The organism is Rhizobium sp. CCGE 510 (genome assembly GCF_000292525.1).
GTDB lineage: Bacteria > Pseudomonadota > Alphaproteobacteria > Rhizobiales > Rhizobiaceae > Rhizobium.
In genome coordinates this window covers 18,708-32,699 of sequence record NZ_AEYF01000005.1, presented here as the reverse complement: position 1 = coordinate 32,699, position 13,992 = coordinate 18,708, and the positions used below count along the sequence as shown (strand labels likewise).

At 62.3% G+C, this 13,992-nt stretch carries 14 protein-coding genes; 7 read left to right on the top strand and 7 right to left on the bottom strand.

The window, feature by feature from the left end; genetic code table 11:
- The first annotated feature begins 239 nt into the window (after window positions 1-239).
- Window positions 240-1,082 carry an AraC family transcriptional regulator gene (locus RCCGE510_RS04080; protein WP_037077752.1) on the top strand — a complete coding sequence of 281 codons (843 nt, stop codon included), beginning with the start codon at window positions 240-242 and terminating at the stop codon, window positions 1,080-1,082.
- Window positions 1,083-1,106: 24 nt separating this feature from the next.
- Here RCCGE510_RS04080 and RCCGE510_RS04075 read toward each other — a convergent pair whose 3' ends face one another.
- Window positions 1,107-2,168, bottom strand: a complete 1,062-nt coding sequence (locus tag RCCGE510_RS04075) for a class I SAM-dependent methyltransferase (protein ID WP_037077721.1) — start codon at window positions 2,166-2,168, stop codon at window positions 1,107-1,109.
- Window positions 2,169-2,439: 271 nt separating this feature from the next.
- Between RCCGE510_RS04075 and RCCGE510_RS04070 the strand changes: the two genes are divergently transcribed.
- The 5 genes from RCCGE510_RS04070 to RCCGE510_RS04050 all read left to right on the top strand — a co-directional run bounded on the left by RCCGE510_RS04070 (window position 2,440) and on the right by RCCGE510_RS04050 (window position 7,694).
- On the top strand, window positions 2,440-2,757 hold the full coding sequence (locus tag RCCGE510_RS04070; RefSeq protein ID WP_037077719.1) for a helix-turn-helix transcriptional regulator: 318 nt from the start codon (window positions 2,440-2,442) through the stop codon (window positions 2,755-2,757).
- A gap of 3 nt (window positions 2,758-2,760) precedes the next feature.
- Window positions 2,761-3,021, top strand: coding sequence for a hypothetical protein (locus RCCGE510_RS04065; RefSeq protein ID WP_007627406.1), 261 nt, complete (start codon window positions 2,761-2,763; stop codon window positions 3,019-3,021).
- Between the two features lie 9 nt (window positions 3,022-3,030).
- A complete protein-coding gene (locus RCCGE510_RS04060) occupies window positions 3,031-3,270 on the top strand; it encodes a hypothetical protein (RefSeq protein ID WP_007627403.1) in 240 nt (79 codons plus the stop codon).
- A gap of 48 nt (window positions 3,271-3,318) precedes the next feature.
- Window positions 3,319-4,839, top strand: coding sequence for a mechanosensitive ion channel family protein (locus RCCGE510_RS04055; protein ID WP_007627402.1), 1,521 nt, complete (start codon window positions 3,319-3,321; stop codon window positions 4,837-4,839).
- 293 nt (window positions 4,840-5,132) lie between these two features.
- Window positions 5,133-7,694, top strand: a complete 2,562-nt coding sequence (locus RCCGE510_RS04050) for an FAD-dependent oxidoreductase (protein WP_007627400.1) — start codon at window positions 5,133-5,135, stop codon at window positions 7,692-7,694.
- A 101-nt stretch (window positions 7,695-7,795) separates the two neighbouring features.
- Here the strand turns inward: RCCGE510_RS04050 and RCCGE510_RS04045 are convergent, their stop codons facing one another.
- Window positions 7,796-8,533, bottom strand: a complete 738-nt coding sequence (locus RCCGE510_RS04045) for a phosphatase PAP2 family protein (protein WP_037077717.1) — start codon at window positions 8,531-8,533, stop codon at window positions 7,796-7,798.
- 182 nt (window positions 8,534-8,715) lie between these two features.
- Between RCCGE510_RS04045 and RCCGE510_RS04040 the strand changes: the two genes are divergently transcribed.
- The gene (locus tag RCCGE510_RS04040) at window positions 8,716-9,258 is read left to right on the top strand and encodes a hypothetical protein (RefSeq protein WP_007627397.1); all 543 of its coding nucleotides are present in this window, start codon (window positions 8,716-8,718) and stop codon (window positions 9,256-9,258) included.
- Window positions 9,259-9,271: 13 nt separating this feature from the next.
- On the opposite strand, the gene hutH is transcribed toward RCCGE510_RS04040, so the two are convergent.
- The 5 genes from hutH to RCCGE510_RS04015 form a co-directional block, all read right to left on the bottom strand.
- Entirely contained in the window at window positions 9,272-10,765 is a 1,494-nt protein-coding gene (gene hutH / locus RCCGE510_RS04035) for a histidine ammonia-lyase (RefSeq protein ID WP_007627396.1), read from the bottom strand.
- Entirely contained in the window at window positions 10,762-11,538 is a 777-nt protein-coding gene (locus tag RCCGE510_RS04030) for an ATP-binding cassette domain-containing protein (protein WP_007627395.1), read from the bottom strand. The genes hutH and RCCGE510_RS04030 overlap by 4 nt, the downstream gene beginning before the upstream one ends.
- Before the next feature lie 27 nt (window positions 11,539-11,565).
- Entirely contained in the window at window positions 11,566-12,270 is a 705-nt protein-coding gene (locus RCCGE510_RS04025; protein WP_007627394.1) for an ABC transporter permease subunit, read from the bottom strand.
- A gap of 9 nt (window positions 12,271-12,279) precedes the next feature.
- A complete protein-coding gene (locus RCCGE510_RS04020) occupies window positions 12,280-13,005 on the bottom strand; it encodes an ABC transporter permease subunit (RefSeq protein ID WP_007627387.1) in 726 nt (241 codons plus the stop codon).
- A gap of 105 nt (window positions 13,006-13,110) precedes the next feature.
- Window positions 13,111-13,953: a transporter substrate-binding domain-containing protein gene (locus RCCGE510_RS04015; protein ID WP_007627386.1), complete on the bottom strand. Its 843-nt coding sequence runs from the start codon at window positions 13,951-13,953 to the stop codon at window positions 13,111-13,113.
- Between the last annotated feature and the right edge of the window lie 39 nt (window positions 13,954-13,992).

Below are 13,992 nucleotides of genomic sequence, written 5' to 3'. Positions count from 1 at the left end.
CACCTCGACCCAATCAAATGCTACAGAAAAGATGGCTATGGAGGATCAGCCCGCATGCCGGAACATGGGGTTGAAAAAGCCGTAAAACTGCCTGTTTTCCTCCCGGCCGCTCTATCGGCCGTGGTCTCTTCCCTGTTTGTCGAGCGGGATTATGCCCGAATTCAGCAGAGCCACCAGAGAAGGATTATGCTTTCAGGGGTAATTTTGTGCTGCAGAATTTGATTGCCAACGGACAGTCGATGAGAACGGTTTCGCTGCCCCGCGGCCGGGAGCGATTGCATGCGATGCCGACCAGCTCCGGCTATGAAGTGCGCGAGAACGAGCCCTATGACTGGGATGGCCGAAGGCGCGGCCAGACCCCCTTCACCGTCCTGCAGCACACGATCAGCGGCAGCGGCCGGCTGCGCTACCAGAACCGCAATTACCGTCTTCAGGGTGGCGACACGCTGCTGGTGCTCGTGCCGCACAATCATCGCTACTGGCTGGAGAAGGGCGACCGCTGGGAATATTTCTGGATTTCGATGAATGGCGAGGAAACCCTGCGCATCCACCAAATGGTGCTGTCCACCGCCGGGCCGGTGCTGAAGCTGCAGCCTTCGACCATCGATCATCTTGCCGATTGCAGCCTGCGCCTCGTCACCGGCGCGACCTCGCCGGGCGCTGCCTCGGCGATTGCCTATGAAGCGGCGATGGCGCTCTATGACGACGTCTTCGGCTCGCCGGCCTTTGCCGCCGAACTCAGCCTGATGCAGCCGGTGATCGACCATATCAACGCCAATCTCGAAAAGCCGCTGCCGGTCAGCGAACTCGCCGGCATCGTCGGTCTCAGCCGCGCGCATTTCTCGCGCAGCTTCGCCGGGAGCGAAGGCATGCCGCCGGCCGAATTCGTGCTGCAGCAACGGCTGCAGCGCGCCGTCAAGCTGCTGACCAAGGCGGACTTTCTGCCGGTCAAGGAAGTCGCCATCATGTGCGGCTTCGACGATCCGAACTATTTCTCCAAAGTTTTCCGCCGGGTCTACGGCACCAACCCGACGGAATTCCGCACCACCGGCATGTATGCCAGCATCGGCAAGCTGCGATAGCCGCCGCCAGCTACCCCGGTTCCGTCAGGCCCGCACCTCGAACACCATGTTGAACGGGGTTTCCGTCGCCCGACGGAAATGCTTGAACCCGGCGTCGAGCGCCACCTTTCGCAGCTTCATTTCGCCCGCCTGGGCGCCGAGCCCGAGCCCCACCTCCTGCGACAGCGACGCCGGCGTGCAGATCATCGTCGAGGCGCCGTAGTAGACGCGGCCGACGGGATTGAGATTGTCCTTGAGATGGTCATGGGCAAAGGGCTCGACGATCAGCCAGGTGCCGTTCGGCCCAAGCGTTTCCCTGACATGCTGGCCGGCGCCGACCGGATCGCCCATGTCGTGCAGGCAGTCGAACATCGCGACCATATCATAACCGCGGCCTGGAAATTCCGCTGCCCGGCTCTGCTCGAACGTCACACGGTCGGCAACGCCGGCATCCTTGGCGGCGGCCTTGGCCTTTTCGATCGACGGGCCGTGATAGTCGAAGCCGGTAAAGCGGGAGGCCGGATAGGCCTGCGCCATCAGGATGGTCGATGCCCCATGACCGCAGCCGACATCGGCGACGCTGGCGCCGGCCTTGAGCTTTTCTTCGACGCCGGCAAGGGCTGGAATCCATTCGGCGACGAGATGGCTGTTATAGCCCGGGCGAAAGAACCGCTCGGTTCCCCGGAAGAGACAGGTGCTGTGCTCATGCCAGCCGAGACCCTCGCCGGTGCGGAAGGCGTCAGTGACCTTCGGCTCGTCCATCCACATCGATTGCACGACCTCGAAGGCGCCGACGAAGAAGGCCGGGCTGTTTTCCTCGGCAAACACCATCGCCTGCTCCGGCGTCAGGCTGAAACGATCGGTCTTCTCGTCGTAGACGATATAGTCCGCCGCTGCCTGGGCGCTCAGCCACTCCCTGAGGTAACGCTCCTTCACTCCGGTTTTCGCAGAGAGTTGCTGGACGTTCATCGGCGTTCCATCGGCCATCGCCTTGAAAATTCCGACCTTGTCGCCAAGCACGACCAGGGCGCCGGACATGGCGGCGCCGACATCACCGACAAGCCGGCCGACGAGTGCATCGAGTTTCTGCATATCTGGCTCACGCATGGTTTCCTCCCGGGCGCGTGATTAAGGGGCTTCAAAATTAGGCTTTAATAATATTCCGTCAATCAACCTTCCCTTTCAGCAGATGAGCAGCAGTATTAAAGGTCGAAAGATTCCAGGGGATTTCACCGGAGACCACGTGCCGACTGGATACTGCAACTTATACGAGAAATGGAACTCGGGTGGCCGCAACCCGCCTGCCCGCGTTTGCATCCTCGCCTGGTCCGGAAATCTCCCTGAGGCAGAATCACACGTTTGATGTAGGGTTATCATTATGTGCTTATCTCCCGCCCAATGCCGCGCCGCCCGCGCCCTCTTGGCCTGGTCGCAGGACGATCTGTCGTCAGCCGCCAACGTCGCCAAGGCGACGATCGCCAATTTCGAGGCCGGCAAACGCGCTCCCGATGAGCGAACCCTTCAGGACCTGAAGCAGGCCCTGGAAGGCGGCGGCGTGATTTTCATCCCGGAAAACGGTGGAGGAGCCGGCGTACGTCTTGCAAAACGTGCCAATTCGATCGACACCAACGAGACCGAAACGGTTCAATATGAAGAATACCTCGAAAACGACGCACCGCCTGGTGCGGGTGGCTGACTGATGGCAAAGAAAGAGAAGCTCGAACATTCGGAACTGGCGGGGGAATTTACCGACGACGGGATCACCGTGCTCGTCGATATCTTTCGCACTGCCGGCAGCAATGAAGACTGGACGATGGAAGTCGTCACCCAAGGCGAGGATCTGATCCGTTGGGACGAACCCTTTGCCACCGACCGGGAAGCGTTTGACGAATTCCTGGCCACCGTTGCCCGGGACGGCCTTCGATCGTTTCTCGAAGATGACGAGCCGTCCGTCCACTGAGGAAGATTCGTGAAAAGCATCAATGATCTCGTCGCCTCGGCAAAAACCGTCAGCGACCGATACCGGGCCGGACGGATGGAGCGCGAAACGGTGCGCGAATGGGTGCTTGGGCTTGGCGCCTATCCATCACCTCACGGAGACCGCGTGCGCGAAGCGGTGGAATGGTTCCGCCTGCACAATCGCGAGCCTGTTTCCGAAGACATCGTGCTCGTCGACATCGACCGGCTGAAGGCGATTTCAGCGCCGTGATCCTCTCCGCTGCAGCTACAAGCAGGAACCCCTCGCGAGTTGACGTCGATGATCGATAATCTCACATGGTCCGGGGTACTTGCCGATCCTGTCGTACAGGCCGGAACGCTGGCCGTCGTCGGCGCCATCGTCACCCGAGTAGCGCTTCGCCCCTTCCCAAGCTGGAAGCTCGCGGGCCAGGTGTTCTTCTTCGCGGCGCTGACCGTCCTGCTGCTCTATCACGACATCGTGCCTTACGAAGTCGGGCCGGCGCCGAATTCGACCTTTGAACGGGTCTTCATCGCCCTTGCCAAAGTGGTCTGGTGGATCAACGCCGCCTGGGCGCTGATCGCCTTCGTCCGCGTCTTCCTGATCTTCGAGCGCCAGCCGAGAGAGGGGCGCCTCGTCCAGGATCTGGTGATCGGCCTCATCTATCTCGGCGCCATCCTCTCGGTGGTCGCCTATGTTTTCAGCTTTCCCGTCGGCACACTGATTGCCACATCCGGCGTGTTTGCCATCATCCTCGGCCTTGCGTTGCAAAGCACGTTGAGCGACGTCTTTTCCGGCATCGCCCTCAATCTCGGCCGGCCTTATACGATCGGCGACTGGATCGTGCTGAACGACGGCGTCGAAGGCCGCGTCCTCGAAACCAATTGGCGCTCCACCCATCTCCTGAACGGCTCGAACGACCTGGTGGTGCTGCCCAACAGCTTCCTCGCCAAAGTCGGGCTGACCAATCTCAGCAGTCCCGACCGCAGCCACGGGGTGTCGCTGACGGTGCGGGTCGTTCCGACGACCGGACCGTCTCTTATCGCCGAGGTCATGCGCACCGTGCTGCTGAGCAGCGGTTCGATCCTGACCGAACCGAAACCCGGCGTGCAAATCAAATCGCTGAATGCCGATGCGGTGGAGGTGGAGCTTTCCTTCCGCGTCAGAGATATCGGCCAGGCGGGGCCGGCGAAGAACGAGATCTTCGACCTCATCTACCGCCATATCAAGGCCGCCGGCCTCACTTTGGCGCGGCCGATCGATGCGGCCGGCCCGCCGCCCGGCCAGGTGCAGTCGGAGGAGATGGCAAAACCGCACCGGCCGACGCCGCTCAAGCTCCTCGATGCCATCCCGCTGTTTTCCTCGCTAACCGAGGACGAGAAGGAGACGCTCTCAGCCACGATGACGCGGCGCACCTACAAGAAGGATTCCATCCTCATTGAACAGGGCGATACCGTTGCATCGCTGATGATCGTGCGCAGCGGCGCACTCGTCGCGACACGACAGGAAGGCGGCAAGGAAATCGAACTCGGCCGGCTGGCGCCGGGCGATTACTTCGGAGAAAGCGGACTGCTGATCGGGATCGGCGAGGCGGCGAGCCTGCGCGCGCTCACCTTCGTCGTGGTCTACGAAATCGCTCAAGCAAGCCTGACGCCGCTCCTGCATGATCGGCCCGGCATCGCCGAGGAGCTTGCCGGCACCTTGTCACGCCGCATCGAGACCGGCCAGCACTCCCTGGCGACCGAAGGCGCCACGCTGAACGGCGGCTCGATGACTTCGCTGGTGACGCGAATCCGTCATCTGTTCCAGGTGCCGCAGTAGGTTGCCCGCCAATTGCAAGGGCCTGCCATATAAGATCGTCGCCAGTCATTGCCTGACCGTTCGATCCGGGCTGACGCAATCACGCCGATACTCGGCGGCGTAGGAGCAATGACGATCGTGAGCCTCAGGCATAATACCCTCGTTGCAGCTTCCATGCGAAGAGGTCTGGGGTTCCGCAGCTTGGGTAAATGTGACACGTTTACGAGGCTGACATGGCTCCTGCATTTCACGCGCGAAGCGTAAGTCAAGCGCGGCTAAATTTTAATTCGTCCGATAAGTAGAAGGAACAGCACGTGGCAGCATTTCCGGAAAAGGCAAAGGTCGTCATCATCGGCCTCGGCGGTATCGTCGGCGCCTCGATCGCGCATCATCTCGTCGAGCGCGGATGGGACGATATCGTTGGCATCGATAAGTCGGGCATACCGACCGATATCGGCTCGACAGCCCATGCCTCGGACTTCTGTTACACCACGAGCCACGACTATCTGTCGGTCTGGACCACGCAATATTCGATCGATTTCTACGAGAAGATGGGCCATTACGCCCGCATCGGCGGCCTCGAAGTGGCGCGCACCGGCGACGATGCCTGGATGGAGGAAATCAAGCGCAAGCTTTCCTCGGCACGGGCTTTCGGCACGCGCGCCCATTATGTCAGCCCTTCCGAGATCAAGGAGAAGTTCCCGCTGATCGAGGAAGATCAGGTGATGGGCGGTCTTTACGATCCGGATGCCGGCCTCGTCATTCCGCGCTCGCAGACTGTTGCCGGCAAGCTGGTCGATGCCGCCGAAAAGGCCGGCAAGCTGCAGGTGTTCGGCAACACGCCGGCCAAGTCGCTGATCGTCGAAGGCGGCCGCATCAAGGGCGTCGTCACCCATCGCGGCACCATCATGGCCGACCACGTCATCGTCTGTGCCGGCCTTTGGGGGCGCCTGATCGCCGAGATGGTCGGCGAAGACCTGCCGGTCATGCCTGTTGATCACCCGCTCACCTTCTTCGGGCCCTATAACGAGTTCGAAGGCACCGGCAAGGAAATCGGCTTCCCGCTGCTGCGCGACCAGGGCAACTCCGCCTACATGCGCGATACCGGCGACCCGGCGACGACCGAGGGCGGCCAGATCGAGTGGGGCTATTACGAAGCCACCAATCCGCGCATGTGCCATCCGCGCGATATTCTCGAAAAACACGAAGCGCGCCTTTCGCCCTCGCAGCGTGACCTCGAGATGGAACAGATCATCGAGCCGCTCGAACGCGCCATGGAACTGACGCCGATCCTCGGCGAACTCGGCTATAACGAAGGTCACTCCTTCAACGGCCTGTTGCAGGTTTCCGCCGGCGGCGGCGCGTCCTGCGGCGAGAGCCAGAAGGTGCGCGGTCTCTGGTACTGCGTTGCCATCTGGGTCAAGGACGGCCCGGGCTATGGCAAGCTGATTGCCGACTGGATGACCGATGGCCGGACTGAAATCGATCACAACAGCATCGACTACGCCCGCTTCTATCCGCATCAGTTGACCGAAGAGTTCATCGAAGGCCGCTGCTACGAAGCCGCCCAGAAGATCTACTTCCCGGCCGTTCACACCCGCGAGCCCTATCTATCCAGCCGCAACGCCAAGCGCTCGCCCTTCTACGAGCGTGAAAAGGAACTTGGCGGCTACTTCATGGAGCTTGGCGGCTGGGAGCGTGCCCACGGCTATGCCGCCAACGAACACCTGCTGGAGAAATACGCCGACCGCGTGCCGGTTCGCGAAAACGAATGGGACAGCCGCCATTTCTGGCGGGTGTCGAATGCCGAACATCTGGCGATGAGCGAGGATTGCGGCATCGTCAATCTCAGCCACTTCCACATGGTCGATATCGAGGGACCTGACCATGTCGAACTGATGGAATGGCTGTGCGCCGCCAAGGTCGGCGGCGATGCCAACATCGGCAAGGGCGTTTACACCCACTTCCTCGACGATGAAGGCATGGTCCGCGCCGACTTCACCGTCTTCCGCATGGCCGACCGCTGCCGTCTCGTCAACGGTGCCGATGCCGGCCCACGCGACCTGCACTATATGAAGCGCGTCGCCGAAGACCGTGGCCTTGACGTCACCATCACCGACGTCGCGGAAAAATTCGTGACGATCGGCATCTGGGGTCCGAATGCGCGCGACACGCTGAAGAAGGTCGTGGCTGATCCGGCCGGGCTCGATCAGGAAAACTTCGCCTTTGCGGCGATCAAGCCGATCGAAATCGCCGGTAAGTCCGTCACCGCCTTCCGCATCTCCTATGTCGGCGAGCAGGGCTGGGAACTGCACATGAAATACGAAGACGGCCTCGCCGTCTGGGATGCGCTGCGCTCGACCGGTGTGATGGCCTTCGGCGTAGAAACCTATGCAAACTCGCGCCGCATGGAAAAGAGCCTGCGCCTGCAGAACGCCGACCTGCTGACCCAGTACAACCTGATCGAGGCCGATCTCGCCCGTCCGAAGGTCAAGGAAGCCGATTTCCGCGGCAAGGCAAAACATCTGGAATACAAGGCGCGCGAGCACCAGCCGGCCATGCTCTGCACGCTTGTGATGACCGAGAATACCGACAAATCGGGCGTGAAGCGTTATCCCCTCGGCAACCTGCCGGTTATCGATCCCACCACGGGCGAGGTTCTGGTCGACGCGCTTGGCCGCCGCTCCTACACGACTTCGATCGCCTACGGCCCGACTGTCGGCAAGAACATCGCTTTGGCCTATTTGCCCTGGTCGCATTGCCAGGTCGGACGCAAGCTGAATGTCGAATACTTTGCCGAGAGCTATCCGGTGGAGGTCGTCGGCGTCGGCTACAAGCCGATCTACGACCCGGAAAATCTGAAGCCGCGCACCTAAAGCATCGGCCCGAAAATCGGATCGATTTTCGCAAAGCACGATGCGAGGATTGAAAGTGCTTCAGCGCCGCGCGTCTTACAAGATGCGCGGCGCTGTAAGCTTTATCTGCCGTCGCCATTTCCCGCTTCAGCGGCAGCGTCAAGGGCGCGGCTCGGGACGAACCTCTTCGAGATCAGCCAGCAGCCAAGCGCCCAGAGGGCACCGGCGCACCATCCGGCGAGGACATCCGTCGGGTAATGGACGCCGAGATAGATCCGGCTCAGACCGATGATGACGGCCAGGAAGACGCCGGCGAACATGACGAAGATCCGCGTTGAGGGATAACGCTGCGTCCGCGCCAGCAGTGCCCCGAGCGTCAGATAGGTCACCGCCGAGACCATCGCGTGTCCGGAGGGAAAGCTGAGATCGCTGACCTCGACCAGATGCGGGACGATGTCTGGGCGCGGACGCGCAACAAGGATCTTCAAGATCGTGCTCGCCAGCCAGCCGGTCAGCACCGAAGAAAGGACGAAGATCGCGATCGGCCAGCGCCGGTCGAGCAGCAGATAGACGGTGACGAGGATCGTCATCAGCGAGAGAACAGTGACGCCGCCGAGGCTGGTGATATCGCCGACGGCATGGGTCAGCCAGCCGGGGCCGATCGGCACGCCAAGCTCACCCGGCCGTCGCAGCGCCAGCAGGATCGTTTCGTCGAAACGGAACGTCTCACCTTCGAGAACCTCGCTCGTCAGTCGCTGCAGCACGAACAGTCCGCCCGCAACCGATGCCAGCATGATCAGCGTCAGCGGCTCATATGCTGTGAGCCGTGCCATAAATCTGCGTCGTTGAACCTCACTCATGCCTGCCGTCGAGCTCCCTTCGCTTCATGTCCATCCCCGGCAGATCGGCAAGGCCGGCCGCAAATTCAAGACCATGCGGCATTCGGAGACATTCCTAACGGCGCCACCACCCCTCTCGGTAGCAAAAGCTCAACCTTCTTTTGCTATCGCTGGAGCCTATTGTCCTGGAGGTGGTTTCGGCGATGAAAATTCTGACCGCGATGGTTCTGATGGCGGTAGCCCTGCAGCCGGTCGCCGCCTTGGGCGAGACCGAATGGATGGGCGGCGCAAGACAATGGTCGGTCGGCTTTGCCGGCGAGCGCCCTGCCTATTGCCGGCTGCTGTGGAATAGCGAACTCGGCAAGACCGTGGAATTCCGCCAGAGCGCCACCGAGACCTTCTGGCTGGTCACCAAGGACACCTGGGATATTCCGGCCGGCACCACGACCGAGGTGACGCTGACCGATCGTGCGATGACGAAAGTTGTCGCCGCCGAATTCTTCGACAAGACCACGCTTCGCCTCTGGCCACCGGCCAGCAAAGGAAGCGTCGGACTGAAGAAGATCATCAAGAATTCCTTTGCCGGAACGCCTGACGTGCAACTGACCTTTGCCGGCGACGAAGGCGACTGGACGCTGCCGCTGTCGCGGGTGGATCAGCTCTACCCGACTTATCGCCAATGCCTCAAGCGCCTCGAGGCCGGCGAAAAACCCAAGCAGGATTCGGCAACCAGCAAGCCGTTCTGACAACCTTCCCGGTTCAGCCCATCGGCGGCGGCACCGTCTCGCGGATCAGGCTGCGCACGGCCTCGATATCGCCGTTCAGCGGCCGCTCGTCGCCATAATGGAAGACCCGCTGCCGCACGGCTTGGTAGACAAGATCCGTACCCGGCGCCCGCGGCGCCGTCACTGCCAGAAAATCATGCGCCTGGGCGGCGGCCATCAGCTCGATCGCCAGGATATATTCGGCATTGTCGATGATCGCGAGCAGTTTGCCGGCGGCAGCCGTCGGATGGGCGAGGAAATCCTCCTGCAGGCCGGAGGTGAGGCCGCCGTCCAGGGCCGCGGGTGCTGCAAGCCGGCGGTTCTCGTTGCTGAGTGCGGCGGCAGTATATTGGGCGATCATGAAGCCGGAATGGCTGCCGGCGTCACTCGCCAGAAAAGGCGGCAGGCCGCTGACCAGCGGATTGACCAGCCGGTCCATGCGCCGTTCGCTGATCGCGCCGATCTGCGCCAGCGCAATGGCGAGGCTATCGGCCGCCTGGCCGAGCGCCGGGGCGACCGCATGCGCCTCGGAGGAGACGATCGGGTGTTCCGGCGTGCCGGAGACGGCGGGATTATCCGTCACCGAGGCGAGTTCCTGATCGACGATACGGGCGGAATTGTCGAAAACGTCGCGGGCGGCGCCATGCGCGTGCGGCACCGAACGAAGGCTGAGCGCATCCTGGGTGCGCCGGCCGAAGGCGACGGCGACAAGGCCGCTGGCGTGAAGCCGGGCGCGCAGCGTCGCGCCGACCTTTTCGATCCCGGCCGACGGGCGCAGCGCCAGCACGGCTTCGTCGAAGGCGGTGATCTGGCAGCCTGCCGCTTCGAGCGTCAGTGCGGCGATCGCATCGGCCCAGTCGAGCAGCCATTCGGCGCGGGAAAGTGCTGTGGCGGTGAGACCGGTGGCGCAGGCGGTGCCGTTGACAAGGCTCAGCCCCTCCTTGGCGCCGAGCACCAGCGGCTGAAGGCCGATCGCCGCCAGCGCCTCGCGGCCGCTCATGCGCCGGCCGGCAAGCGTGGCGCTGCCTTCGCCGATCAGAACAAGCGCAATATGGGCATTGTGGACGAGATAACCGGCGGAACCCTTGGACGGCACGTCGGGAATGCAGTCATGCTCCAGCATGGCTGTGAGATGCTCGACGATCGCACGCCGTACGCCGGAATGGCCGTGGGCGAAATTGGCAATCTGAGCGGCGATGATGGCGCGCACTTCGCGACCGCCCAGCAACGGCCCGACGCCGCAGGCATGACTGAACACGATGCTGCGCGACAAAAGGCTCTGCGAGGCGCGATCGACGACCGTATCGGCCAGCGCCCCGACGCCGGTGTTGACGCCATAGGCGCGCACGCCGGTCTCGACGATGCTGGCGACGATGCGGCTTGCCTGCTCGATACGCGCCCAGGCGGCGGCCGATAGCGCCAGCGCCTCCCCTGCCCCGACACGGGCGACATCGCGCCAGGTCAGCAGGGTCTCGATGGTTTTGGTCATTGACCGCTTCCGAAATGGCCGATGAACTGGCGGAAGGCGGGTGTGGCGCTGCCGGTAAACATGTCGTCGGGCTTGCCGCTGCTTTCGATCAGCCCTTCGCGCATGAAGACGACGCGGTTCGAGACGTTGCGGGCAAAGCTCATCTCATGGGTGACGACGAGCATGGTCATACCTTCCTCGGCCAGCGCGCGCATGACGCGCAGCACCTCGCCGACGAGTTCCGGATCCAATGCAGAGGTCGGCTCGTCGAAGAGCATCACCTTCGGTTTCATCGCCAATGCACGGGCGATTGCGGCGCGCTGCTGCTGGCCGCCGGAGAGATGGGCGGGATAGGCGTGGCGCTTATCGGCGATGCCCACCTTTTCGAGCAGCGCTTCGGCCTCGGCGATGCAGTCGGCACGCGGCCGCTTCAGCACATGGATCGGGCCCTCGATGACGTTCTGCAGGATCGTCATATGGGACCAGAGATTGAAGGACTGGAACACCATGCCGAGTTCGGATCTTATATGGTCGACCTGCTTCTGGCTCGCCGGTTTGCTGCGCCCGTTTTTGTGCACCATCTCGATGTGCTCGCCATCGACCCAGATCTCACCATCGCTTGCGGTCTCGAGCATGTTGATGCAGCGCAGAAAGGTCGATTTGCCGGAGCCCGAGGCGCCGAGCAGCGAAATCACGTCGCCGTCCTCAGCATCAAGCGAAATGCCGCGCAGCACTTCGTGCGTACCGAAGCTCTTGCGGATATTGCGGACCGAAAGTCGGGTTACGCCTGGCATGGTTGCTCCAATCGGTTGAAGTTCGGCCTAGGCCTTCAGCGCCTGCGGCGCGGCGCGGCGGTGTCGGGACAGCGAATATTCGAGCAGGGCCATGCCCTGCAGGATGATGAAGTTGAGGACGAGGTAGATGATCGCCGAGCAGAGGAAGACTTCCATCGTCCGGTAGGTCTGCGAGATCAGCCGCTGGGCGACACCGGTGACCTCCCAGACGGTGACGAGGCTTGCGAGCGCTGTCGACTTCATCATCAGCACGATCTCGGTGGAATAGGCCGGCAGCGCATGGCGGAAGGCGATCGGCGCCAGAATGCGGCGCACCAGCAGAAAGCCGGACATGCCGATCGAGCGGGCCGCCTCGATCTCCTTCGGCGAAATAGCGCGGATGCCGCCGCGAAAAATCTCCGCCGTGTAGCCGGCGGTGCAGAGCGCCAGCGACAGCACGGCGCAGACCATCGGCTCGCGCAGGAACGGCCAGAGGAAGGAATAGCGGATGACGCCGAACTGGCCGAGGCCGTAAAACACCAGGAACATCTGGATCAGCAGCGGAGAGCCGCGGAAGATGAAGATGTAGCCCTTGGCGAAACCCGAAAGCGCGCGGTTGCCGCTGACCCGCATCGAGACGATGACGAGCGCCAGCAGGCCGCCGAAGACGATCGACAGCGAAAACAGGATCAGCGTCGTCGGCACCGCCTTGAGCAGCGTGACCATGGTCGAAGCAAGAAAGGTGAAATCCATCATCGCTCCTTACGCCTGGCCCATGGCGGCGGCCGGCATGCTGCGGTTGGCGCGACGTTCCGCACCGTTGAAAATCCGGTCGGAAAGACTGGTCAGGATCAGATAGAGGCAGCCACCGGCGATGAAGAACAGGAAATATTGCCGGGTCGAGCCCGCCGCCACCTGGCTGGTGCGCATCAACTCGGCAAGGCCGGTGACGGAAATCAGTGCGGAATCCTTGAGGCTCAGCTGCCAGACATTGCCGAGGCCGGGAATGGCCAGCCGCAGCACCTGCGGCATAATGATCCGGCGCAGCCGCATGCCGCGATGCATGCCGATCGCCGAGGCCGCCTCCAGTTCACCCTTGGAGATGGCGAGGAAGGCGCCGCGAAACACCTCGGCCTGATAGGAGCCGGAGATGATGCCGACGGCAAGCGCGCCGGCGGCAAAAGAGGGCAGGCCGAGGAAACCCTCGTAACCCATCGCCTTGCCGATCGAGGTGATGGCCGACGAGCCGCCGAAATAGATGAGATAGATGATCAGCAGTTCAGGCACGCCGCGAAACACCGTCGTATAGATGTTGCCGAGCGTGACGAGGGCAAGATTGCCGGAGAGTTTCGCCGCCGCGACGATTGCGCCGAGCACCGCGCCGATCGCCAGCGCCGTTGCCGTGACCGCCAGCGTCATCAACGTAGCGGCAATGAGCAGCGCTCCCCATCCGGTCGAGCCGAAGCCGAGCAGTTCCAAGCTTGCCATAGCGTCCGTTCCCCGTCCGTGGCAGTGTTTTGCGGGCTAACAATAGCATGCCGTCTCCGGCGATAAAGCCGGAGACAGGTGTTTGCGGCCGGAAGGCCGAAACGCTTATTGCTGCGGGCTGACGTCGACCTTGAACCACTTCATCGAGAGGTTCTTGACGGTGCCGTCGGCGAGCGTGGACTTGATCGCTTCGCTGAACTTGTCACGCAGATCCGTGTCGGCCTTGCGGACGCCGAGGCCTTCGCCCTCGCCCCAGATCGAACCGACGATCTCCGGACCGGTGAAGTCGAGTGCGCCGTTCGCACTTTGGAAGGCGTTGGCGAAATAGACGGCGTCGTCGAAGCCGAGGTCGATGCGGCCGTTCTGCAGGTCGAGGTCACGGTCGGCGCCGGTCTTATATTCGCGGATCTCGGCAATATCGCCGAAATTGTCATAGACGAACTTGGCGTAGACGGTCGCCGCCTGAATGCCGATCGTCTTGCCCTTGAAAGCGGCCTTCAGCGCATCGATCTCCTTCACGCCGGTCTGGCCGGGCGTCATCTTGATCGTGGCGCCGGTGCCGGCGGCCTTGGCGAGCGGGCTGTCCTTGGCGGTGGCGAAGGCGGCAGGGGTGGCGGCATAGGGAATGGTGAAGTCGATGACCTGCTTGCGCTCCTCGGTGATCGACAGCGCATCCATGATGACATCGAATTTGCCGGCGTTGAGCGCCGGGATCATGCCGTCCCAGTCGGAAGCGACCAGCGTGCATTCGATCTTGGCGCGTTCGCACAGCACCTTGGCAAGCTCCGGCTCGAAGCCGCCGAGCGTTCCGTCGGCATTGGTGAGGTTCCACGGCGCGTAGGCGCCTTCAAGCGTGATGGTCGCCTTCGTCCAGTCCTTGGAAAAGGCCGGTGCTGCAAAGGCGGAAAAAGCCGCCACGCCGCAAAATAGGATTGCGCTGAATTTCATTGATGAATTCTCCTCTGGAGTTGAAACAGACCTTGCGGC